This window comes from Paenibacillus sp. Z3-2 (assembly GCF_054161325.1).
Genome location: NZ_CP096397.1, coordinates 3,767,223 through 3,791,917 on the forward strand (window position 1 = coordinate 3,767,223; position 24,695 = coordinate 3,791,917).

General features: G+C 45.2%; 20 protein-coding genes. 1 reads left to right on the forward strand and 19 read right to left on the reverse strand.

The window, feature by feature from the left end; all coding sequences use genetic code 11:
- Positions 1-48: 48 nt before the first annotated feature.
- The 6 genes from M1D71_RS16875 to M1D71_RS16900 form a co-directional block, all read right to left on the reverse strand.
- Entirely contained in the window at positions 49-921 is an 873-nt protein-coding gene (locus M1D71_RS16875; RefSeq protein ID WP_036613592.1) for a carbohydrate ABC transporter permease, read from the reverse strand.
- A 12-nt stretch (positions 922-933) separates the two neighbouring features.
- Positions 934-1,863 (reverse strand): ABC transporter permease, encoded by a 930-nt coding sequence (locus M1D71_RS16880; protein ID WP_458127279.1) that lies wholly within the window; start codon positions 1,861-1,863, stop codon positions 934-936.
- A 584-nt stretch (positions 1,864-2,447) separates the two neighbouring features.
- On the reverse strand, positions 2,448-3,239 hold the full coding sequence (locus tag M1D71_RS16885; protein ID WP_458122907.1) for an HAD family hydrolase: 792 nt from the start codon (positions 3,237-3,239) through the stop codon (positions 2,448-2,450).
- 28 nt (positions 3,240-3,267) lie between these two features.
- A complete protein-coding gene (locus M1D71_RS16890; protein WP_017688037.1) occupies positions 3,268-3,777 on the reverse strand; it encodes a hypothetical protein in 510 nt (169 codons plus the stop codon).
- A gap of 125 nt (positions 3,778-3,902) precedes the next feature.
- The gene (locus M1D71_RS16895) at positions 3,903-4,112 is read right to left on the reverse strand and encodes a DUF896 domain-containing protein (RefSeq protein ID WP_458122908.1); all 210 of its coding nucleotides are present in this window, start codon (positions 4,110-4,112) and stop codon (positions 3,903-3,905) included.
- 95 nt (positions 4,113-4,207) lie between these two features.
- Positions 4,208-4,585 (reverse strand): LysM peptidoglycan-binding domain-containing protein, encoded by a 378-nt coding sequence (locus M1D71_RS16900; protein WP_458122909.1) that lies wholly within the window; start codon positions 4,583-4,585, stop codon positions 4,208-4,210.
- A gap of 297 nt (positions 4,586-4,882) precedes the next feature.
- Between M1D71_RS16900 and lexA the strand changes: the two genes are divergently transcribed.
- Complete coding sequence (gene lexA, locus M1D71_RS16905) at positions 4,883-5,509, forward strand: transcriptional repressor LexA (protein WP_017688034.1); 627 nt, start codon at positions 4,883-4,885, stop codon at positions 5,507-5,509.
- Between the two features lie 103 nt (positions 5,510-5,612).
- Here lexA and M1D71_RS16910 read toward each other — a convergent pair whose 3' ends face one another.
- The 13 genes from M1D71_RS16910 to mutS all read right to left on the reverse strand — a co-directional run bounded on the left by M1D71_RS16910 (position 5,613) and on the right by mutS (position 24,275).
- Complete coding sequence (locus M1D71_RS16910) at positions 5,613-6,881, reverse strand: aldehyde dehydrogenase (protein ID WP_458122910.1); 1,269 nt, start codon at positions 6,879-6,881, stop codon at positions 5,613-5,615.
- A gap of 491 nt (positions 6,882-7,372) precedes the next feature.
- Positions 7,373-8,701, reverse strand: coding sequence for a type I glutamate--ammonia ligase (glnA, locus tag M1D71_RS16915; protein ID WP_091029299.1), 1,329 nt, complete (start codon positions 8,699-8,701; stop codon positions 7,373-7,375).
- 132 nt (positions 8,702-8,833) lie between these two features.
- Entirely contained in the window at positions 8,834-9,244 is a 411-nt protein-coding gene (locus M1D71_RS16920; protein WP_111273725.1) for a MerR family transcriptional regulator, read from the reverse strand.
- Between the two features lie 82 nt (positions 9,245-9,326).
- The gene (locus M1D71_RS16925) at positions 9,327-10,580 is read right to left on the reverse strand and encodes a methionine gamma-lyase family protein (RefSeq protein WP_458122911.1); all 1,254 of its coding nucleotides are present in this window, start codon (positions 10,578-10,580) and stop codon (positions 9,327-9,329) included.
- A gap of 84 nt (positions 10,581-10,664) precedes the next feature.
- Positions 10,665-11,951, reverse strand: a complete 1,287-nt coding sequence (gene hflX / locus M1D71_RS16930) for a GTPase HflX (RefSeq protein ID WP_458122912.1) — start codon at positions 11,949-11,951, stop codon at positions 10,665-10,667.
- 119 nt (positions 11,952-12,070) lie between these two features.
- Positions 12,071-13,042: an AAA family ATPase gene (locus M1D71_RS16935; protein ID WP_458122913.1), complete on the reverse strand. Its 972-nt coding sequence runs from the start codon at positions 13,040-13,042 to the stop codon at positions 12,071-12,073.
- A 113-nt stretch (positions 13,043-13,155) separates the two neighbouring features.
- Entirely contained in the window at positions 13,156-13,719 is a 564-nt protein-coding gene (locus M1D71_RS16940; protein WP_145322132.1) for a DUF402 domain-containing protein, read from the reverse strand.
- A gap of 283 nt (positions 13,720-14,002) precedes the next feature.
- Positions 14,003-16,693, reverse strand: coding sequence for a PBP1A family penicillin-binding protein (locus M1D71_RS16945; protein WP_458122914.1), 2,691 nt, complete (start codon positions 16,691-16,693; stop codon positions 14,003-14,005).
- A 169-nt stretch (positions 16,694-16,862) separates the two neighbouring features.
- Entirely contained in the window at positions 16,863-17,105 is a 243-nt protein-coding gene (gene hfq, locus M1D71_RS16950) for an RNA chaperone Hfq (protein WP_017687918.1), read from the reverse strand.
- A gap of 377 nt (positions 17,106-17,482) precedes the next feature.
- Positions 17,483-18,430 carry a tRNA (adenosine(37)-N6)-dimethylallyltransferase MiaA gene (gene miaA, locus M1D71_RS16955; protein ID WP_458127280.1) on the reverse strand — a complete coding sequence of 316 codons (948 nt, stop codon included), beginning with the start codon at positions 18,428-18,430 and terminating at the stop codon, positions 17,483-17,485.
- Complete coding sequence (locus tag M1D71_RS16960) at positions 18,420-19,205, reverse strand: class I SAM-dependent methyltransferase (RefSeq protein ID WP_458122915.1); 786 nt, start codon at positions 19,203-19,205, stop codon at positions 18,420-18,422. The genes miaA and M1D71_RS16960 overlap by 11 nt, the downstream gene beginning before the upstream one ends.
- A gap of 17 nt (positions 19,206-19,222) precedes the next feature.
- On the reverse strand, positions 19,223-21,451 hold the full coding sequence (gene mutL / locus M1D71_RS16965; RefSeq protein WP_458122916.1) for a DNA mismatch repair endonuclease MutL: 2,229 nt from the start codon (positions 21,449-21,451) through the stop codon (positions 19,223-19,225).
- 22 nt (positions 21,452-21,473) lie between these two features.
- Positions 21,474-24,275: a DNA mismatch repair protein MutS gene (mutS, locus tag M1D71_RS16970; protein ID WP_458122917.1), complete on the reverse strand. Its 2,802-nt coding sequence runs from the start codon at positions 24,273-24,275 to the stop codon at positions 21,474-21,476.
- Positions 24,276-24,695 lie beyond the last annotated feature (420 nt).

Genomic DNA, 24,695 nt, shown 5'->3' on the forward strand with positions numbered 1-24,695 from the left:
AAATAACCTCTAAAAGTTAATCATGTGAATCATTCTAGTTGCTACGTATTACTGTTTAACAGACCCCAACATGATACCGGTTACAAAGTATCTTTGAACAAATGGATAGATCGTGAGTATCGGCAAGATGGTTAATACCATCGTTACAGATTTAATATTGGCAGCAATCTGTGTCAGGTTATCAGCTGAGGTTGCACCGGCAGATGCCCCGCTGGTCGCTCCTGCAATCATATTGCGCAAATAAATGGTGACTGGGAATAGTTCTTTTTTGTCCAAATACAGAAAGGCTGGGAACCATGAATTCCAATGGCCCACTGCGTAGAACAGCACCATGGTTGCCATAACCGCTTTACTCAGCGGCAATATAATGCGTAACAAGATCCCGTAGGTGTTCAACCCGTCAATAGAGGCAGCTTCCTCCAGTTCTTCAGGCATATTCTCAAAAAATGACTTCATGATCAGCATGTTGTATATGCTAATTGCGCCAGGAACAACAAGTGCCCACATGGTGTTGTTGAAGCCAAGAGAATTAATCAAGACATAGTTTGGAATCAGTCCACCACTGAAGAACATCGTGAACACGGCGAACATCGTCAGAAACTTGCGACCCATCAACCTCTTTTTGGACAGGGCATATGCGAAAATAGTCGTCATGAACATGGAGATTAACGTACCTACCACGGTGTAAATAATCGTATTTTTATAATTGGTCCAGAACATGCTGTCACGTGAGATGGTCTTATACGTCTCCACATTGAATCCTCTTGGAAACAGACTAACCTTGCCCGAATTAATATAAGACTCACTGCTGAAGGATTGTGCCACGACATTCAAGAATGGATAGAGCGTTATAAATACCACGAATAGCAGAAAGATGACATTAAAAACTTTAAATACCTTATAAGATCTGGATTCCTGCATGATGCTCCTCCTTTACCATAAGCTTCTTTGTGTCAGTCTGCGTGAGATGGCATTTACGGAGAACACCAGAATCAGACCGATCAGCGATTCGAATAAGCCAATTGCGGTAGCATAACTGAAGTTACTGGATTCCAGTCCGACCCGATACAGGTAAGTGGAGATTACATCAGATGTCTCATAAATAAGCGGATTGTACAAGAGCAAAATCTTTTCAAATCCAACAGCCAGGAAATTACCCATGTTCAAAATCAATAACGTCACAATGGTTGGCAAGATACCTGGAAGCGTTACATAAATCGTTTGCTTCCAGCGATTGGCTCCATCAATACGCGCAGCTTCATACAAAGAATCATCAATGGTTGTCAGTGCAGCCAGATACAATATCGCTCCCCAACCCATACCCTGCCATACCTCTGAAGTGATATAGATTGTTCTGAACCATTCAGCCCGCTGCATAAAAGGAATACTGTCTCCGGTGAAGAAAGCCACCAGTCCATTAATGGAACCATTCACTGCTGTCAGTTGCAGGATCATACCCGCAACGATAACGATGGACAGAAAATGAGGCAGATAAGACGCGGTCTGTACAAACTTTTTGAATCGTTTACTTTTCACTTCGTTAAGCATCAAGGCAAAAATAATTGGAACCGGGAATGTAAAGAGTAACGCAAGTCCACCCAACATCAGCGTATTACCGAATACTCTCCAGAAGGTAGGGTCCTCAATGAACATTTTGAAGTATCGTAATCCAACCCACGTTTCTCCAAATATACTTCCCCCAGGAACAAAACGTCTGAACGCAATCACATTACCAATCATCGGTCCATATTTGAAAATAAGGAGATAGATGATGGGAAGGATCAATAGTGAATACAGCTGCCAGTCTTTGCGAAACAAGGTTGCTGCCGTTCGTAATCTGCTCTCTTTACGTAAAGATGTCATGGTTAACGTTGTTTTAGCGGTTTCCGACTCCATGTGTTTTCACTCCGATCCAGGACTTGATAAGTAAGAGTAATTCATGTACAACCCCATTGTTTCTCCTGTTGTAGAAGACAACAACTCCTTCAACTTCACCCCCACTACAAAATAGATAATAGCCGAATGTAAGCGATACCATTTTAGTGTGTTATGTAGAATCACACAATCCAAGGTGCTTCACATCATGAATTAGCACTTGCCAGGTGGTGTGATCTCCAAATCGAAAGAAGGTCTTTAAACAGGTGAAGCGCTTACAATAAACCAAAAATAATAAGCAACAACTCCTGCTTCCATTCGATGAATTAAGTCAAAAGAAATTGCTTTAGGACAATCTATATACTAGTCATACTAGTATGTTAGTTATATTCTAATCCAGCTTCCCCTTAATTTCAATAACTTTTAGCAAAAAAATTATTATCTCATTTAACAAGGTAAATTAGCCAATAGTGCCCAATAAAAAAACATTGGCAACTTCACGAACGACATTATCGTTCAGTGAAGCCTCCAATGTTTCAGGGTGCTGAGGTAAGATGTTATAGCTGATCTGCTCAGAAATTAGCAATAAGCTGATCTAATTCCGATAAATGCGTTATTTCATGGTCAGGTCCATACGTTTCATTGTTGGTCTTATGTTCACGGTTAATCCATACGGATTGGATGCCAGTTGATAACGCACCACGAATATCCGTCGTCAACTTGTCTCCCACCATCATGCTCTCTTCCGGTTTAACTCCCAGTTTACTCAAGGCATGTTCAAAAATCGAAGGATCCGGCTTTCCTTTTCCAAAGTTACCCGAGATAATAATCTCATCAAAGAAAGGAGTCAATTCAGGCACACCGTCCAACTTCTCTTGTTGCAAAGCTGGACAACCGTTCGTTAACAGCAGAAGTTTGTACTTCCCTTGTAGTTGACGCAAAGTATCCATCGTTTCTTCGTATACATGGGGTCTGGATCTCCGTTCTACGCCAAACTGCGAAGCCAGTTGTTCAGCAAGATCTTCCCGATCTATACCCAACTTCAACAAGCCACGACGCCAGGATTCTTTACGATAAACAGGAGCAAGTTGTTCCAACTGACGGAACTCAGGTTGATCTCCACCGGTAAAGTTAGCCCATAGGCCTTCAAACGGATTGATTCCAATCATTTTGGTAAAAGGAAAGGTTTCATATGATTCATACAGTCCACGTGCCTCGTTCCGAACGGCTTCTTCAAGTTCTTCCGGTTTAAGTCCAGTCTCTCGCGCTGCGATTAGACAAGTCTCATGAAAAGCTTCTCGAACACTACGCTCATCCCATAATAAAGTATCATCCAGGTCGAACAAAATCGCTTTTAACGCCATTCCGATCATCTACCCCTTTATGCAATAATTACTTTTCAACGGTTTCCACGGTGATCTGGTGTGCTTTTGCAAACTTCAGCAAACGTTCTGCGATCGCATCTGTATCGTAGCGATTCAATAACTTGGTAAACACCCATCTTTTCCCGCGACTGTTATGTTCGATAACGACTGTACCTGGTTCAATTCTGAATTTGACGATATCATCAACCCCGATTGAACGTTCACGATTCCCCTTCGTCGTTATAATCCGATTACTGCTGATCTTGATATACGGACGACGAAGCATGAAGATGACTGCCAAAAATACGTAAAGCAGCATAGTCACCCAGTCCCAGGTTGTCATTGGAGCTTGTACAAGGAATGTGCTCATAAACAGATACAAAAAGGCAAGACCGATCAAAAATATAGGGAACAACAGGCTGCGTCCTTTAAAGACTTCTTCACCTGGTGTACCTGTGATTGGTTGACCACTTTTTTTGCGTTGCTGATTTAACTGCTTGGAATTTTTCTTAACCGTTCTCTCGAACGAACGCGACATGAGAATCCCCCTTATGTGTCTTTGTATCGGCTTACATAACTGTAAACCAATATTTCCCCCTATAGATTGCACCCTCAAAATAACAGGAAGAAACCTAAATATCATAATGATATCATTAGGTTTCGTTAGTGTTTGAGTTTGCCTTGGTGGCCTTTGTCATTCTCATCATCAACAATCTCAATGGTATCCAGTTGTTGTCTGAAATTGCTGCGAATATTACTTAAATAAATCTCTCTTAGCTCGGCACGTTCAGTAAGTTCTTCCTCCGACAATCCAGTGGACTTTTGCTTACGAGCCAATTCGTTTATGCGTGCTACCAGACTATCTATATCCAAGCTTGTCCCCTCCAAAAATACAAAGTCATATTAACTTTGCCATGATAAAGGCAGCTTGTCAAGCTGACACGCGCTAAGACACAGTAATGTGTATTTTATTCTGCAAATTGCGGTAGAGCTAATACCTGACCCACTTGGATCGAAGTCGTATGAAGTTGATTCACTTTCTTAATTGCTTCTATATAAACACGTGTATCCATATTCGACGGTTTGTGTTCCAAAGAAATACTCCATAATGTTTCCCCTTCTGAAATGGCTACCTTTCCTCCTGGAAGAACATCATTCTCATTGCCAGCAAATACAGTTAAAACAGTGCTACATCCAATAAATATAATCAAAGAGGTAATGGCCACCTTTAACATCCATGAAGAAATCTTGAAACGTGCTAAAACCTTCTTGTAGTTCCCTATGTTGGACTTCACCAGTTCCGAATTCATTGGTTCATAAATGCTTTGATAAGTAGAATATCTCATTTAATACCCGCCTCCAAACGTTTGTTCCTATCTGTTGGAATCAATATAACACGAACATTTGTTTTGTTCAATAGCTTTTTAGAACAATTGTTCGCTTCTTTTTTTGAAGGAGAGACATCCTTATTTAATTTCTCTTGCACAGTATTTGTAGTATTCTGCTCTAACTTTTGTACAAATTCTGTTCTGAAAGTTAAAAAACACTGATTTAATGCCATTTTATTTAGAACTTATGTTTGTACGAACGGAGGTTCTATGTTATAATTTTCCCAAACGTTACTAAAATGGGGTTGATACGGTATGTCGAAGATATCCAGCAGGCAGCAGGCTATTCTGGAGTTTATACGAAATGAAGTCCGGTTGAAGGGGTATCCTCCTTCCGTACGGGAAATTGGTGAAGCGGTTGGACTGGCTTCCAGCTCAACAGTACATGGACATTTGGATCGTTTGGAGAAAAAAGGGTTGATCCGACGCGACCCTACCAAGCCAAGAGCTATTGAGCTTTTGAGCCAGGAAGAATCTGAGCATTCTCATCAATTTGCTCATAGCGTTGCACGTATTCCTGTCGTTGGTAAGGTTACAGCCGGGGTTCCCATCACTGCAACCGAGAACATTGAAGACTACTTCCCTCTTCCTACGCACTATGTAGGCGAACAGAAAGTGTTTATGCTTTCGGTAGTCGGAGATAGTATGGTCGAAGCTGGAATCGTTAACGGGGATTATGTTATTGTCCGTCAACAGCAAACTGCTGATAACGGGGATATCGTCGTTGCAATGACTGAAGACGATGAAGCTACAGTGAAAACGTTCTACAAAGAGAAAGATCATATTCGCCTTCAACCGGAGAATGCGACCTTCGAACCTTTACGTTTGAAACACGTTAGTATTCTGGGTAAAGTCATTGGCCTTTTCCGAGATATTCATTAAACATGAGTAACAAAACTAGATGCAATGGAATAATACAAGCAAAGAGGTTGCCCTAACGAACAGGACAACCTCTTTGCTTGTTTTATGTTGTTTTATCGGCTAATTATTCACTGCGTTTCAGAACACTCTTGTGATGAGAGAACACATCAAAACTCTGTTGTCCGTGATATGAGCCCATACCGCTCTCTCCTACACCACCAAACGGGAGATAATGAGATGTCATATGAGAAAGTGTGTCATTAATACATCCCCCACCGAAGGATACTTGATTCAGAACCTGATTCTCCAGCTGCTCGTCCTGTGTGAAGAGATATAACGCCAATGGTTTTGGACGGCGGACGATCTCATCCAGCATCGGGTTCAGGTCACAGTACGTAAATACAGAAAGAATCGGACCGAATATCTCTTCTTGCATGACATGTGATTCCCAGTTCACATCTCCAAGTACAGTCGGCTCAATAAGCAACTGCTCACGCACAGAACGTCCACCAATTAGCGTTTTACCATCATTAAGGAATTTCGACAATCGATCAAAGTTACGTGCGTTGACAATATGCGGAAAATCAGCGTTCTGTAGCACATCATCTCCAAATTTATCTTTGATCTCTGCACCAATCAGATCGATCAGTTCATCATGAACTTGTTCATGCACGAGCAAGTAATCCGGAGCAACACAAGTTTGCCCCGCATTCAGGAACTTACCGCGAACAAGACGCTGTGCTGCCAGCTTCAGATCTGCATCGCTATGAACTATAGCCGGACTCTTACCCCCTAGCTCCAGGGTTACAGGAGTCAGATGCCCTGCTGCTGCCTTCATAACAATGCGCCCAACCCCCGTGCTGCCTGTGAAGAAAATATAATCAAACTTCTCTTTTAACAATGCTGTGCTAGCCTCAACTTCACCTTCCATAACGGCAATATACTCTTGAGGGTAGATCTCCTGAATCAGATCGTACGTCAGACGAGATACGGACGGTGTTAATTCAGAAGGCTTAATAACTGCACAGTTACCGGCTGCAATTGCTCCAATCAGTGGACCGAAGGCCAATTGGAAAGGATAATTCCAAGGTGCAATAATAAGAGCCACTCCGTATGGTTCAGGGTAAATGGTACTCACCCCATCCGACATAGCCGAACTGGTTGGGACTTGTCTTGGTGCAGCCCATTCCTGCAGGTGTTCTAATGCAAATTCCAATTCACCCAGCACAATACGAATCTCGGAACCATAAGCTTCTGTCTCGGATTTGTTCAGATCAGCCCGAAGTGCATCTTGAATCCGTTGCTGATACTTTTCAATTCCTTTTCTAAGCTCCTGAAGAGCATTAATCCTATAGTCGATATTCTTGATTTGTCCTGTATAAAAAAAATGCACGTTGTGCTGTCACCAGTTGTTTTGCTTGATCCATAGAGTGGGAAAGGTACTATTCTTTCTATTTCATGTATATCAGGTTGCCTTAGAAGGTATTATGTAAGTCTCTCACTTCCAATTCAGTTCGAGTTTTTTGCGCTTTAAAAATAAGGCTAACTTCTTTTTCTCTTTAATAGGTTAAAAGACAGGTGAGTATTGTAATGCAGTATAAAAAACTTATTGAGATACCACTTATCAAATGCAGACCTTAAGTAAAACATAGGAAAGTTCCCCTTCTATAAAAGGAAGTTTTACAAAGATCTAAATCAACGATCTACTGGATTTTGTGATAAACATTTTAGCCTTGGTGACAGACAAAATATTGAAAAGTTATATTGGCCGCTGAAGAATAATTCGGGGGATTCTGTGGGTACTTTATTTTTTCGTTGATTTGATCTACTCCCGCCCACAAAAAGAAAAAACCCTCAGCGCTAGAGCGCCAAGGGATTAAGCTATTAGTACAACGTGATATATTGATCACGTTCCCATTGGTGGACTTGTGTTCTATACATATCCCACTCAATTTCTTTCAGCTCATAGAAGTGAGCCAAGGCGTGGTCGCCGAGAGCGTCACAGATGACTTCGCTGCGGATCAATTCATTCAATGCTTCTTTCAGGTCAGCTGGCAAGCTTGGAATGCCTTCTTCTACACGCTCTTCTTCTGACATGATGTAGATGTTACGGTCAATTGGAGCTGGTAAGGAAAGCTCACGTTTGATTCCGTCCAGACCTGCTTTCAACAAAACAGCCAAAGCCAGGTAAGGGTTAGCAGCCGGATCCGGGTTACGAACCTCAACACGTGTACTCAGACCACGTGAAGCTGGAATACGGATCATTGGGCTACGGTTACTAGCAGACCATGCTACATAACAAGGTGCTTCATAACCAGGTACAAGACGTTTGTATGAGTTCACAGTTGGGTTAGTAATTGCTGCAAACGCACGCGCATGCTTCAGAGTTCCAGCCATGAAGTGACGTGCAGTTTTGCTCAGACCCAACTCGTCCGACTCGTCAACGAATGCGTTCTCATTGCCTTTGAACAAGGATTGGTTACAATGCATACCGGATCCGTTCATACCAAACAGCGGTTTCGGCATGAATGTTGCATGTAAACCATGCTGACGTGCAATCGTTTTAACAACGAGTTTGAACGTTTGGATCTGGTCTGCTGCTTTCAGAGCATCAGCATATTTAAAGTCGATCTCATGCTGACCTGGAGCTACCTCATGGTGGGAAGCTTCAATCTCAAAGCCCATTTCTTCAAGTGTGATAACGATGTCACGACGACAGTTTTCACCAAGATCCGTAGGCGCAAGGTCGAAATAACCACCTTGGTCATTCAGTTCGTTAGTCGGGTTTCCTTTTTCGTCTGTTTTGAACAAGAAGAACTCGGGTTCAGGACCGACGTTAAAGGAAGTGAATCCCATATCTTGGGCTTCTTTCAGGTTTCGTTTCAAGATGCCACGCGGATCTCCTGGGAACGGATTACCATCCGGAAGATATACGTCGCAAATCAGGCGTGCAACACGGTTCTCTGCAACCCATGGGAAAATAAGCCAAGAATCTAGATCTGGATAGAGGTACATGTCGGACTCTTCAATACGTACATAACCTTCAATGGAAGATCCATCGAACATCATTTTGTTATCCAGAGCCTTAGTCAACTGGCTCACAGGAATCTCAACGTTTTTGATAGCTCCAAGCAAATCAGTAAATTGCAATCGAATGAATCGTACGTTTTCTTCTTTCGAAATGCGGAGAATGTCTTCTTTTGTATAACTCACTATAACCTCTCCCTTTCTTATCTGCGTATTTGGCTTGCCTGTTATATTTGTACATTAGAAAGTTCCACGGGTCAAGGAGTCTGACATCACAAGTACATGATTTCGTCTCACTCGCCAAGTTATGCGAACTTACTATTTATTAAAGAAACGGGAAAGCTCTCCCTGAATGAGAGATACTTGACCAGGTCTCTTACCTGATACAAGCTGCTGCTTCAGCAAGCGGTGCAACTGCGTGTCGGACAGCTCTCTGCGTTTGACTTCAGTATCTGGCGTGATAACTGTAGCTTCCTCGGATTCTTTTGAAACAGGATTCATCACTTGTTTGATCCCTGCGATGTTAACTCCTTTTTCAATCAAAGCCTTGATCTCTAGCAATCTCTCTACGTCATTAAAAGAGAACAAACGTTGATTACCTGACGTTCTCGCAGGAACAATCAAGCTGTGTTGCTCATAATAACGAATCTGCCGTGCGGACAGATCCGTAAGTTTCATTACGATACCAATCGGGAATAAGGCCATATTTCTGCGAATTTCATCACCCATGTTCATCAACCTTCCAGTCATCTATTCTTCACCCTATTGTACATTTAGTTGTTACCAAGTGTCAATGATGTGTTAGATAAACTCACAATAATTTACGATCTTTCATGGTCTGTAACGCCATTAAAACGCCATATTTGACATGAGAGTACGTTAACCCGCCTTGCATATACCCGATATAAGGCTCCCGAATAGGTGCATCGGCTGACAATTCCAGACTTCCGCCCTGAATGAATGTACCTGCCGCCATAATGACAGGATGCTCATAACCAGGCATGTCCCATGGTTCAGGAACCACATGGCTATCCACAGCGGCTGCACGCTGGATGCCCTGCACGAAGGCAATCAGATGCTCAGCAGAACTGAACTGAACTGCCTGGATCAGATCTGTACGAGCTTCATTCCAAGCCGGTTTGGTTACAAATCCGGATTCAGCAAACATTGCGGCAGCAAACGTACTTCCTTTGATAGCTTGTCCTACAATTGTCGGAGCCATGTAAAGTCCTTGGTAGATGCCTCTTGTTGTCCCCAGCATCGCTCCCACCTCTCCCCCAATTCCCGGGGCTGTCAGACGATAAGCTGCCAGCTGTACGTACTGTTCCTTCCCACATATGTATCCACCGGTTTCCGCAATGCCTCCACCCGGATTCTTGATCAATGAACCTGCCATCAGATCAACTCCGACTTCTGTCGGTTCACGTTCCTCCGTGAATTCACCGTAACAATTATCCACAAATACGATGACATCTTCCTTCAGCGCTTTAACACGCGTAACCATCTCAGCGATCTCTTCAACACAAAAGGAAGAGCGCCAGTCATAACCACGTGAACGTTGAATTCCAATGACTTTCGTAGTCGGTGTGATGTTTTTCTTAACTTCTGCCCAGTCCACTTTACCTTCAGCAGTAAGGGCCGTCTCACGGTAACCGATGCCAAAATCGCGTAACGAACCAGTACCATCGCCGGGTTTGCCAATAACTTTATGCAATGTGTCATAAGGCTTACCCGTGATGTACAATAATTCGTCACCTGGGCGCAGCACTCCAAAAAGAGCTGTACTAATCGTATGTGTACCTGAAGCAAAATGAGGACGTACCAACGCAGCCTCTGCACCGAAAACTTCAGCATATACTTCATCAAGCACTTCACGTCCACGATCGTTATACGCATAACCTGTTGAACCTGCAAAGTGGAAATCACTTACTTTTCGCTGTTGAAAAGCATGAATGACCTTCCATTGGTTGTGATCCGTGATCCGATCAATCTGTTGTAGTTGTCCTTCAATCTGACGCTCCACTTGATGTTGAAGTTCAGATATTTCTGAATCAAAGCTTACCATCTTACTTCATTCCCCTTCATAGCACGAATCTGACGTTTCATATCTATTATTGTGTCAACTTATCACATCAATATGTCATGAGTATTACAATTCAATGAAATCTTCAAGCATATGACCAAATTTCTCATACTCACCTTTTTGCAGTTCCACTTCATATATCACATCATTTTCTTCAAAACTGGTATCCACTACGTCACCAATTTTGTAGAGTACGGACGTAAGATCACCACGTTCTGCCGGTATACGGAAGCGCTTCGTGTCACCTGTAAGCTCTGTCTGAATCAATTCGCGGATTTTAAGCAGATCCTCTGAGTCTAATGCGCTTACTTTGATGTGGTCTTTATCTAATGGAAGCATCTCAAGCTGTTCAGGTGTGCATGCATCTTTTTTGTTATAAAGTACTAGCTGTGGCTTGTCCCCTGAACCAAGCTCTTGCAGAATCGTGTTAACCGTTCGCATCTGATCTTCACGCATTGCCGATGAGGCATCCACAACATGCAGGATGAGATCTGCTTCATTTACTTCCTCCAGCGTTGCCCGGAAAGCTGCAATTAGATCATGCGGAAGATTTTGAATAAATCCAACCGTGTCGGTAAGTACGATTTCTTTGCCACTCGGAAGCTCCATGGTACGTGATGTTGGATCCAGTGTAGCAAATAACTGATCTTGAATATAAACATCTGCAGCAGTCAACTGCTTGAGCAATGTTGATTTGCCAGCATTGGTATAACCAACAAGAGCTACCTGAACAATACCTGTCTTTTTACGGCGTTCACGATGCAATTTACGATGACGTGTCAGTTCTTCCAGATGACGTTTCAGATCATCGATGCGACCACGGATGTGACGACGGTCGGTCTCCAGCTTACTTTCACCCGGACCTCTGGTTCCAATTCCGCCACCGAGTCTGGACAGGTTCTTGCCATGACCCGACAAACGTGGCAGCAAGTAGCTATGTTGAGCCAATTCCACTTGAATGATACCTTCTCTTGTGTTGGCACGCTGTGCGAAGATGTCCAAAATCAATTGCGTACGGTCAATAATCTTAAGATCCAGGGTCTCTTCCAGATTACGAACCTGTGCACCTGACAATTCCTGATCAAAAATAGCTGTAGTTGCACCGAGTTCCTCCGCAATCGCACGGAGTTCTTCCACTTTGCCTTTACCAATAAACCATTTGGTATCCCGTTTTTCCCTGTTCTGAGAAAGTACACTTAAGACTTCCACTCCGGCTGTCTCGGCAAGTTTCACCAGTTCCTCTAAAGAGTACTCAGGATTGATGCCTGTACGTTTTACATCATCCGTAACTAAACTCACCAAAACGGCGCGATCTTTTTTGACCATATCTGTATCATGTGTACCATTTGTCATGTATATGTTCACTCCCTCTAATTGCTTATCTGTTGATATTCATTGCCACGAATATGCCATTGCATGCCTTAAGCCGAACCGGTTGGCCCGGCCGGCTGGTGTAAAAACTATATTATCGCTTACTTTCGCTCAAAGTTCAAATCCTCTGTTCGGATTGTCATCAGCTCCAGTTTTCCTGGACTGCCCTCCGTATATTGTTCCAATAATCGAACTGCCTGATGCCTAATCGAGCGCTCAATGGCATTACGAACGTACCTAGCGTTGCTGAAAGCATGCAGTGAATCATTTTTCTCCTGAAGCAAATGCTGCTTTAGTTTGAGTATGGTCTGTGGCATTAGAATATAGTCACGCTCTTTGGCCATAATCTCAGAGATTTGAATTAACTGATCAATGCTATAGTCTGGAAACTCCACTTGAATGGGGAAGCGGGAAGGTAATCCAGGATTCGTCTGGAGAAAAAAATCAATTTCTTCTGAGTACCCGGCAAGAATCAGTATAAACTGATTTTTATTATCTTCCATGGATTTTACCAGCGTATCGATTGCTTCTTTACCGAAATCCTTCTCACCACCGCGAGCCAAACTGTATGCCTCATCGATAAACAAGATCCCACCGAGCGCCTTTTTGACCAGGTCCCTTGTTTTCTGAGCCGTGTGACCAATATATTCTCCAACCAGATCCGCACGCTCTACTTCAATAAGATGTCCTTTACTCAACACCCCCATCTTTTGAAAGAGTTTGGCAACGATCCTGGCAACGGTGGTCTTGCCAGTTCCCGGATTGCCTTTGAAGATCATATGATACACGTGCGCACCACTAAGTAAACCTGCTTCAGTACGCATCTGAGCAATCTGTAAGAAAGCATAGATTTCAAATACCAAGTCTTTGATATTTTCAAGTCCAACCAGTTGCTCCAATTCACCCTGTATCTCCTGGAAGTGCGTATGTTTGGTTATACTCTTAGCTGCCTGGACTGCCGCCGCTTCATCTTTGACCAACATCTGAGGTTCCTGGTTACGCAACACAATATTAATTTGTCTGGATGGTCTGCCTCCTGGTTGCTCTCCTGCAGCCATGACCCGTCCGTTCATTCGCCATCACCTCTATTTTATCGGGCTGAACTCTCCTGATTATTAATGTATTCTATCAGGTGCTCCAATATTAGAAGGATCAAGAAGAAGAATTCTGCGGCGAAGTACATGTCTCAAATCTGAATGTTTTTTCGAAACTCTCCGTTCTCAAACAAACTCTGCCTGTGTTTCAGTGATAAATGAAAGTACGGAAACACATGTGCATCAATGGCATGCAGCAGTTCCTTTGCTGTCTTGTTCGCCAAGTCATAATCACCCGTCGTAATATGCTTCCGTGACAGTGCATCTTCAAGCTCATCTTCATCCAACAAAAATACTTCTCCATCTTTCAGTACAACGACATCCAGATACAGGTCATCAAACCAAGGGACACCCTGATCAGTTATCCCCTGACTACGACATGTATCAATGTACCACTCCACAATCCGTTCCTGATCGTCAAACATCGCCGTAACCACGAAGTGCTCTCCCTTCGGATAGTACTGCAGCCAAGAATAACCTTTATCTGCGATACAGAAGGTACTGCCTCCATATGTTTTCCACAGAGGTTCTTTCAAATCCTGTATGGTGTACAACGTAATATAACCTGTGAAAATCTTGGATTGAACGAACCGGCATGTGAATTGTCGGTTCGTAATCCGGCGCCAGTTCGCGCGGTCCCCGAATTTCCGTTTCATACGAACCCCTCTTTGCCGACTACAGGTCCGTGACCTGCTCTGATATTGGTGAACAATGTAATAACATCCGCATGATAGCCTCCAGCGCTCTGGACCTGCCTGCACAACGTATTACGAATAGTTACAGCTTACCATATTTAAGGTATACACTCAAAATCAACCTTTGTCCCACCTATTCGTCAAATCAGCTTCTACTAAAGAGGTTCCGTATAGTACAAAAAACTGCTTCACCGATATTTCGGGAAGCAGTTTTTTGGTGTAACTATTTAGTGTTTCAAATGGCTTAGCCGCCGGTTCCAGCTTGAGAGTCTGCAGGTGTATCTGTTCCTCCAGTATCACCACTCGTTCCGCTGTCCGGGGTTACAACCTCGCCAGGCGTCGTTACGGCCCCATCATCGGAACCTTCTCCGGTGTCCCCTGGTTCCGTTGTACCCTGATCTGGTGGGGGCGTGTTGCCTCCCCCAGGTTGACCGTTTCCTTGACCGGCTCCACCGTTATTTCCGTTATTTCCATTGTTTCCGTTATTACCATTTCCGTTTCCGTTGTTGCCATTTTCATTCCCATTACCGTTACCGTTACCATTTCCGTTATTACCGTTCGAGTTGCCATTATCCGGTGAACCATTATCCGGATTTTCTGTACCTGGCTGCTCAGGATCCGGCTCTGTTCCTGGGTCTATGCCCGGATCAGGTTCCTCCGGTGGCATTTCCTGCGCTTCAATCATCAGAGAAATGGTATTGGTAGGATCCGTCTCCAGTCCTGATGCCAAGTCGTAAGCTGTCACATAGTACTCATAGGTTAGACCAGGCAACGCACTTAAATCTTGTGCGTTGGTCGCTCCTATTGCATCAATGAGATGACTGAACTGGGCTTCAGAGGTTTCTTTACGATACACCCGATATTGTGTGCTCCCGTCACCCGTTCCAGTCCAACTCAGTGAGACGGTTTGTGCAGTTGGATCATATGATCCACTCAGCCCACTTACGGACAGAGCCGGTTGCTTTGGTTCTTCTACTGGCGGAGGTGCCTGCCCTCCAGCTGGTGCTTTGAATTGCTTCACAGGTACGCCTTTCAATGCATCTCCCATGACTTTGGCAAAGAAAGCTGCCGACAGCTTGCTACTGTTCTTAAGCATATGATTTGCATCCGGATTGTCATACCCCATCCATACTGCAGCAGTCCATTCCGGTGTATATCCAACAAACCATACATCTCGGTTGGCACTGTTGCCAGAGATGCCACTTTGAACAGTTCCTGTTTTACCCGCTACCGGACGATCCAGACGCGCTGAACGTCCCGTACCGTCATTAACGACGTTTTGCAGCATCTGCGTCAACTGATATGCATTTTGCTCACTCATGACACGCGTTGTGTCCGAGTTATCATGTTTGTAAGTGGTTTTGCCTGCACTATCCTTAATTTCTTTAATCGCATAGGCTTGCCGGTATTCTCCGAGGTTGGCAAATGCACTATAGGCTTGCGCCATTTCCAGTGTATTTGTACCTTTACTTAGACCACCGAGGGCAATCGCCAGGTTTTTGTCTTCATCCGTCAGCTGTATACCTACACTCTTGGCAAAATTAATGCCTGTGTTAACGCCTATTTTATCAAGTAACCAAACCGCAGGAATATTTTCCGACTTCGTAATGGCATCCGTCATACTGATCGTTGAAGAATATCCGTGCAAGTTACCAGGACAATAGTTACCAAAACATTGCTTCTCATTACTTAGCGGTGAGTTGGCACTGTAATTTCCTGATTCAAGAGCCGGTGCATAAGACACAATCGGTTTAAAAGCTGAACCTGGTTGTCTTCGACTCTGCGTTACACGACTATAGCCTTTGGTCTGATAATCCCGTCCACCCAGGAGGGCAACGAGACTGCCATTCTCGTGGTTCATAATAACCATGGAGCCTTGAACCTGTTGATCATCTTTACTTGCCTCAAACAGACTATCATCTGTGAAGGCAGTTTCCATCGCTGTTTGAGCCTGCGCATCCATGGTTGTATAGATTTTGTATCCGCCGATATTCAGATCATCTTCCGTTTTGCCTGTTACTCGCTCAGCTTCACGAAGTACATAATCGATAAAGGCCTGATACTTCTTCTCTTTCTCTGGTCGCTTGTAGTTATAGTTGATCTCTTTCGCTTCATCCATCTCCGCCTTGGTAATGTAGCCTTGTTCATACATCAGCTGCAATACCACACCACGGCGTGATTTAGAGTCGTTTGGATTGCTCACCGGATTGTAGGCAGAAGGCCCTTTCGGCATAGCTGCCAGTGTGGCAATCTGCCATAGCTTCAACTTGTTGAGATCGGTAACTCCAAAATAAAATTCAGATGCTGCTTTAATCCCGTAACGCTGATGACCGAAGAATATCCGGTTCAGGTACATCGTCAGGATCTCGTCTTTTGTGTACTTGCGCTCTAAAGCCATTGCAATCGAAACTTCCGTTGCTTTCCGGAAGAACGTTTTGTCACGGGACAAGAACATGTTCTTGGCAAGCTGTTGGGTTAGTGTACTACCACCTTCCACCATGGAACGGGCCATGACGTCTTTAACCGCCGCACGCCCAATGGACCAGATATCCACACCCTGATGATCGTAGAATCGTTTATCTTCCGTTGCGATGAAGGCTTGCTTCACCAGCTCAGGAATATCATCTTCTTTGACGGGTTCCAGCTTCTGAATCGACAGCTCCCCCATTAATTGGCCATTGCGATCATATACTTTTGAAGTTTCATTAATTGTGGTTTTATCCATGTTGGCTTTGAGCAGATTTTCGCCACTCACCATAATAAATAAATATCCGCCCAGTGCACAGAATATGGCGATTGCCATTGTGAAAAACAGTGTCCATCCAACGCGTTTACCCGTAATTTTTTTCTTTTTAGAGGTCTTTGGCTTCGCTTTTTTTGCTGACTTGTTATTGTTGTTGCGATTGTTAGACCTCGACAACGGATCGTTTGGCATGTTACCTCCTGACTCCCTTTCGGTTGCGTAATTTCTATTCGTCTGTTGGCTCAGATATATATTAAACATATTTTGCCCGGAATGAAAAGAACAACCCTTTATTCAGGTTGCTCTGTTTCACTGCCTATACTTGTAGACGAAATGGTTGGTGAAAAGGTTTCGTAATTTTTTAAGCTTCGCCGCTGTTATCTTGCTGCATCAGCGATACGCTGCGTTGCGGCGTGAACGTGGAGATGGCATGCTTGTAGACCATTTGCTGGCGTCCGTCGCTGTCAATGACGATCGTAAAATTGTCAAATGCCTTGATCGTCCCGCGGATTTGGAAGCCGTTAGTCAGATAGACCGTAGCTGGAATATTTTCTTTCCGCAGTTGGTTCAAGAACGTATCTTGGATGTTGATGGACTTGTTCATTAGCCGTACCCCCATTGGTTCATTTGAATTGTGTTCGAGTAATATTCAATATCGCTGAGTAGCTCTCGTGCTATTATATCATGAACAGTTTCATATAATCCACAAAAACCCCTTGCCTGCTGTTTTCACCCAATCTTGACGTGGTTCATAACTAGAAGACTTATCCATTATACACCGCTTGCCAGATTTGCAAAAGAGGCACAAATTCTTCGTTTCCAAGCACATTCCTTGCTTGTTTGATGAACCCTCCAACTCTTCCATCAGTTGTAGTTATATACAAAAACCTCTACCCTTTTTAAATTGCAACAAGATAGAGGTTCATATGTCACGATCTTTCCAAGTGGTCAGATCAATACTAATACTATTCATTGCTCAAATCAGTTAAATTTTCGTGTAATCAAGTCACTTACCTGCTTGAAATTGCCTTCAAAATCCTCGGTATCCGTCATGTCCACCCATTCAATATCCTTCATATGCCGGAACCAGGAGAGCTGCCGTTTGGCAAAACGACGCGTGTCTCTCTTCAACCACTCTACTGCGGCTTCCCAGCTCACTTCTCCTTGCAAGAATGCTGCAATTTCCTTATACCCCAGCCCTTGCATGGAAATATGACCTCTGGCCACTCCGCGTTCCAACAGGGATTTCACCTCATCCACCAGACCTTGTTCGATCATGAGATCAATCCGCTCTTCTACCCGGGCATATAACTTCTGGCGATCCATTGTCAAGCCAACAATAAGAAGATCATAAGGCGATTCTTTCTTCTGTACTGCCAGCTGATCAGACCACTTCTCTCCTGTGAGATGATGGATCTCAAGCGCACGTACAATTCGCCGTTGATCATTCGGATGCAGACGATCCGCACTTGCCGGGTCAACTTCCCTCAATCGATCATGAAGGGCCTGCGCCCCATATTGCTCAGCATAGCTGAATTGTTGCTCCCTGAACGCTTCATCCGAACCGCTATCGGAAAATTGGAAGCCGTAACATACCGATTCCACGTACAGACCGGTCCCGCCTACAATAAAAGGCATTTTACCGCGTTCGTGGATCTCACTAATCAATCGTGTGCAACTCTCCTGAAACTCGGCCACAGAATACGGGTACTCCGGTTCATGGATATCAATGAGATGATGGGGTACACCCTTCATTTCTTCAGAGGTAATCTTGGCTGTTCCGATATCCATTTCACGATACACCTGCATCGAATCGCCTGAGATAATCTCACAATTGAATGCTTGGGCAAGCTCAATGCTCATTCTCGTTTTGCCTACTGCTGTTGGTCCAACCAGCACAAGCAGTTTAGGTTTTGGTTTAACTACCACTTTCAACATTAATCACTCCGTACAGGGTTTTTGCATTCGCCCGATCAAGTATTTCAAAACCGAGCCTGTCAAACTCCGCGCTGCCGCGCTTTTCTTTCATCACTACACGTTTACGTGCGACCCGTCTCGCTTCCATGATGCTCTGTTCATCCAGTGCGTGAGCATTCGCATAATCTCGCAACGGCTGTATAGCACTTGAATCCATCATCGGTTCACGGAACATGGGGTCAAAGTATACGGTATCACAGCTTCGATCCGGCATGGACCGCAGCAACTCAAGATGATCCACATGCCGCAGATCTATGCGCCGGAAAGCCTCATCCACCAAGGGCTGGTTGCTCTTATAATGGGACATGCCCTCCAGCAGCAATGTATAGAGCGGTTGAGAACTCTCACATGCGATGACCCGACCACTCTTACCAGCCGCAACCGAAAATACCAGCGCATCTGAACCAAGTCCAGCGGTACAATCAACAATCGTGTCACCCTTAAGCACCGAACCAGCTTCCAGCATGGGATCAGCTTCGCCTCTTAAAACTCGTTTAGCGCGAACAAATCCCATACTGGGGTGAAACTCAAGCTCCGTCGCATCCTTGCGAAACAAGCGCGCTCTGCCATTGAGCACGACTAGTATTTCGTTGGTACCATACTGTTCAATCAGTCTGGGTAAAGACGTTCTATTGCGGGGTACGTAGGTACCTCCTGTCGTTTCAGCGAGCTTACGCGCACGCTCCACCTGAGAGGCAATCTCCTTGTCACCGGTTGTAATGTACATAATGTCCCCCTAAATAGCTACATCACTCGTTTAAATAATTTTTCCAGATCATATGTTGAAAATGAAATCACAATCGGCCGCCCATGCGGACAAGTGTAGGGCTGACGACATGAACCCAGACGCTGAATTAGCACTTCTGCTTCCTGATCCGTCAGCTTTTGGTTCGCTTTGATAGACGCCTTGCAGGAGCACATAATGGATGCAGCTTCTCGCATCTTGGCCACATCTATGCTGCGTTCACTAAGAACCCATTCGGACATTTCTTCGATAATGTCTTTCTCGTCCCCTTTGGGGAACCAGAACGGATGGGAGCGCACACGGAACGTCTGTCCACCAAAATGCTCCAAATATACACCCGCCTGCTCGAACCAGGCCAGTCTAGTTTTCAGTTTTTCCGTCTCCGAAGGTGTAAACTCCAGCGTAATCGGCAGCAATAACTCTTGTGAGGCCTGGGCAGGGTTGCCAAATTTCTCGTAATAGTACTCATAATTTACGCGTTCATGAGCGGCATGCTGATCGATTAAATATAAACCTTGGTCATTTTGCGCGATCAAATACGTACCATGATGCTGTCCGATCAGACTCAGCTCTGGAAAAGCAGGCATGGATGCATCTGATTTAATGGCAGCAGCAAGTTTAGTGGCATCCGGAAATCCTGAACTTTTCCACGTCCGTTCACTTCGCGTAACCGAAGACGGATTATACGACGAACGAGCTTCTCTAACCGGTGAATTCATCGAATCGGAACGATACGTAGCCGGCGTGCCCTCAGCCAGCGGTTCTTCTGTAGCTCCACGACCTGCACCATCTTGAGAAGAGAGGTCAGTTCTGGAAAAAGTTTCGGTAGAACTTGTACTTGAACTTGTACTTACATCCTTAGTGCCTTCTTGCACGTTGTCAGATGTGTGACCTTCGTCATTACGAGCAATCTTCTGCAAAATATCCCCGTTCCAACTTTCTAACTGCTCTGGGGGGTCTGTAATCTCAGGTGGAGCTTCGGGCAACGGCACTGTCTGTCCCTGTTCAGATACCGGTTGTGCTGCAGACACATCCGCCGGAGCATCTAAATCCAGATCATCATCTTCCGCAGTCAACTTCAGCGGTGAAGCAGTAGGTTTCCCGAGTGGACCTTGTTGCCCATATCCTTCTGCATCAGATGCATCTTTCAGCGGACCACGTGGAAAGAGGAATTGTTCCTGGATAAAGGAACTATCGTCTCCACGTCGAATCTGCTGTTTTTTGACCTGTGGAATCAATACCTCCTGCCGGAGTATACCCCGCAACGTCGTCTCTATGAATTCATACAGTTCCGGTTCCTTGCTGAAGCGAACTTCCAATTTGGCCGGATGCACGTTCACATCCACAAGAGATGGGTGCATCTCCAGTTGCACCACGATAAGCGGGAAACGGTTAATGGGCAGCAAGGTATGGTAGGCTTTGAGAATCGCCTGATTGAGACCGTAATTGCGAACAAATCGCCCATTAACAATCGTCGACATACCACCACGGTTCGCTCGTGTCCATTCTGGCAGGCTGATCAGCCCACTCACTCGGTAATCCAGACTTTCTCCCTGAATGGGGAGCATCGCTTTTGCTGCACTTGTACCATATATCGCTGCAACCACTTGTAGCAGATCTCCGTTGCCCAACGTCTGAAGCAACACATTCTCATTATGACGCAGTCGGAACGAAATGTTGGGATGAGACATCGCCATCCGGTATAGGACATCTGAAATATGTCCCAGCTCCGTCTGGATCGTTTTCATATATTTGAGTCTGGCTGGTGTATTGTAAAATAGTTCTCTCACTGCAAAATCTGTACCTTGGGGTGAGGTTGCATCTTCATGAGAGACAAGGTTCCCGCCTTCAATCACGATGCGGCGCCCTCGCCCGTCATTGCCACTTGCCGATAACACCTCTACCTTGGATACCGCGGCAATACTTGCCAAGGCTTCTCCGCGGAATCCAAGACTTGTGATCTGGAACAGATCTCGGCCATGAGCTATTTTGCTGGTCGCATGACGATAAAAGGCGGTTTCCATATCCTCTGGCTCAATACCTGAACCATTGTCTTTGACACGAATACTGAGGAGTCCGCCCTCTTCCACCGTGACTTCAATCTTGGTGGCGCCTGCATCCACCGAGTTTTCAAGCAACTCCTTGACGACTGAAGCAGGCCGTTCGACCACCTCACCCGCCGCGATCTGGTTGGCAATATGTTCATCTAGCACATGTATTTTCGCCACAGGTTTTCCCCCTCCCATATACTCAGGATAATTGCTGTGCCTTCACTTTGAGATCATTCAATAGCTGCATCGCCTGAAGAGGCGTCATATTCATGACATCGATATCTTTCATCGTACGGATGAATTCTCGTGCTGGCTTATCCACTGTAACTACATCCGGTTTCGTTGCCACACTTGGCTCATCATCGCCAAAGATGGACAGTTGAACCACATCCGAATGGCTCGCACTGGACTGTACCTTGCTGTTTGGTTTCTTGGCATACGGCTTCCCGGTCGAATCTTCAATAGAAGATGTGTAATCTGCACTTTCCGCAGTATCATGCTCCCGGATCATTGGCGCCGAGTCCGTGTGCTGGAATTCTACGCCTTTTCCATTCAGGCCTGCTTCCTGCTTCTCGTTTCCGATGTATTCACTGCCCACCGCTACTTGAGCAGCCGCATGTTCAAACCCATGCAACAGTCCATTCGCCCGCTCAATAATGCTATCAGGCAGACCTGCCAGACGCGCGCAATAGATACCATAGCTGCTGCTGGCAGCTCCGGCAATCAATTTGCGCAGGAAATTAACCTTATCGCCGCTTTCCTGTACCGCCATCGAGTAATTGGCTAGCTTGTCCAGGCTCTCTTCCAGATGAGCAAGCTCATGGAAATGAGTCGATACGAGAGCCTTACAACCGATAATATCATGCACATATTCAATGACAGACTGAGCAATCGCCATACCTTCGCTGGTCGACGTTCCCCGTCCCAGTTCATCAATAATAATCAGGCTGCGCGGTGTCGCTTTGTCCGTCATGACCTGAATGTCGGCCATCTCCACCATGAATGTGCTTTGTCCGCCAATAAGATCATCCGCGGCACCAATCCGTGTGAAAATACGATCCATAATCGGCACTTCCGCCTGGCCCGCAGGCACAAAACAACCCACTTGCGCCAGAATGGAGATTAAAGCCACCTGTCGCATATACGTGCTCTTACCAGCCATATTCGGACCGGTAATCAGCAGAATACGCGCCTCTTCCTTGGTCATTGCGGTGTGATTGGCAATAAATGCACCATCTCGCATGACAGCCTCAACGACCGGATGGCGTCCTTCTTCCACAACCAGATCATAACCGTCGGTCAGCGTAGGGCGTACAAAATTGCGTTCTGCACTAATCACCGCAAAAGATTGATACACATCAATCTCTGCAACCTGTTCGGCCAGCTTCTGCAGTCTTGCGATCTCTTTGTTCAGTCGCTCGCGCAGCTCTGCGAACAGCCCATACTCAATATCAATCATTTTGTCCTGAGCTTCAAGAATCAGCGTCTCTTTTTCCTTCAATTCAGGCGTAATGTATCGTTCTGCATTGGCAAGCGTCTGTTTACGTTCATAACGCCCCTCTGGCAACGAGGATAGATTGGACTTGGTGATCTCGATATAATAACCAAACACTTTGTTATATCCAATCTTCAGCGATCGAATGCCTGTCGCCTCACGCTCCCGTGCTTCCAGCTCCGCAATCCACTGTTTCCCGTTGACCGAAGCCTCACGCAATTCATCCAGACGTTCATGGTATCCTTCACGAATAAGACCTCCGTCCCTTACCGATACCGGCGGCTCGTCCACAATGGCTAGCCCGATCGCTTCACGCAGATCATTGCAATCATCCATCGTTTCGGCAATATGCTGCAGTGTTGCAGAGGAGGATCCTGCGCAATGCTGGCGTAGCCCTGGAATTTTCTCCAGCGATAACTTGAGCGAATTCAGATCACGACCATTGGCATTACCAAAAGCAATACGGCCTACCAAGCGCTCCAGATCATAGATGTCTTTGAGCTCTGCGCGCAGATCCTCACGCAGTATAAACTGGTTGTACAGCGTATCTACCGCTTCCAGACGCTCATTGATTTTCCCTTTTTGTAGCAATGGCTTATCAACCCAACGACGTAGCATTCTCGCACCCATGGATGTCTCCGTCCGATCAAGCAACCAGAGTAATGAACCTTTTTTGGAGCGTTCACGCACGGTTTCCACTAATTCCAGGTTCCTACGGGTAAACGGGTCCAAAATCATATAATGATCCGGCTCATAGGTTGAGATCTGTGTTAATTGCCCAAGAGAACGTTTCTGAGTCTCACTCAGATAGGAGAAAAGTCGTGCAATACATGCTTGACGCTCAGGCTCCAATCTGGCCCACACGGCCTCGCCAAACTGCTGACGGACCAGATCTTCCTTATTCTTTGTCCACGATGTGTACACCACTGGGCGACCGATTGGAGATGCCTCGGCTTCTACCGTTTCAAGCAGCGCTGCATCCCCCACCAGCTCCGATGGTTCATAGATGCCGATCTCGTCCTTGAGCCATTCCTTGGAATACGGTACCGATGTCACATACAACTCACCCGTGGACAGATCACAAGCTGCCAGCGCCAGCGTATTCTGATTACCTGTCAGGCAAACCATGTAGTTGTTGGACTTGTCTCCCAGGGTTTTGCCTTCCATCACCGTTCCGGGTGTGACCACACGTACAATTTCACGTCGTACCATGCCTTTGGTAACACTTGCATCTTCCATCTGTTCGCAAATCGCAACTTTATATCCTTTTTCAATCAGACGCTGTATGTAATTGTCAGCCGAATGATAAGGCACACCGCACATCGGAATTTTGTCATCCGCTCCACCATTACGTGCGGTCAGCGTGATTTCAAGTTCACGGGCAGCATTAATCGCATCCTCGAAGAACATTTCATAGAAGTCACCCAATCTAAAAAATAAAAAAGCGTCCTGCGCTTCGGCCTTCACTTGCAAATATTGTTGAATCATTGGCGTATACTGAGCCATGATGAATATCCTCCATCCCGTTCCTATGATGTCAGGAAGAAACGCTCCCTGGAAGGACAATAAGACGGTCAGGCACTGTATTTGCGCCTCCGCCTTATGTGTTGGCTATACGCCACTTCCTTCAAAGGTTGCTGCTCCATATCTTCCGTAGCTATTACTTAAAAAGGTTGTTCAAAAAGTTCGCTTTTGATTACGAAGGATGCCTAGTGGCATCATCAGCATCGAATATGGCATTCAGCCGAAATAAGCGGGTGCTTACGAAGGTTGTTTCCTTCGAAAACAATGTAGTTGCTCACGTAGTTTTCCTACCTCCGCTACTCCATTTCTAGCTTCATCCCATCTTCTCGGTACTGAAAACCGTTCTTTTTGAACACGCACTTAAACAGACTTGTTTCTTATTATATCAAAAAAACGTCCGCT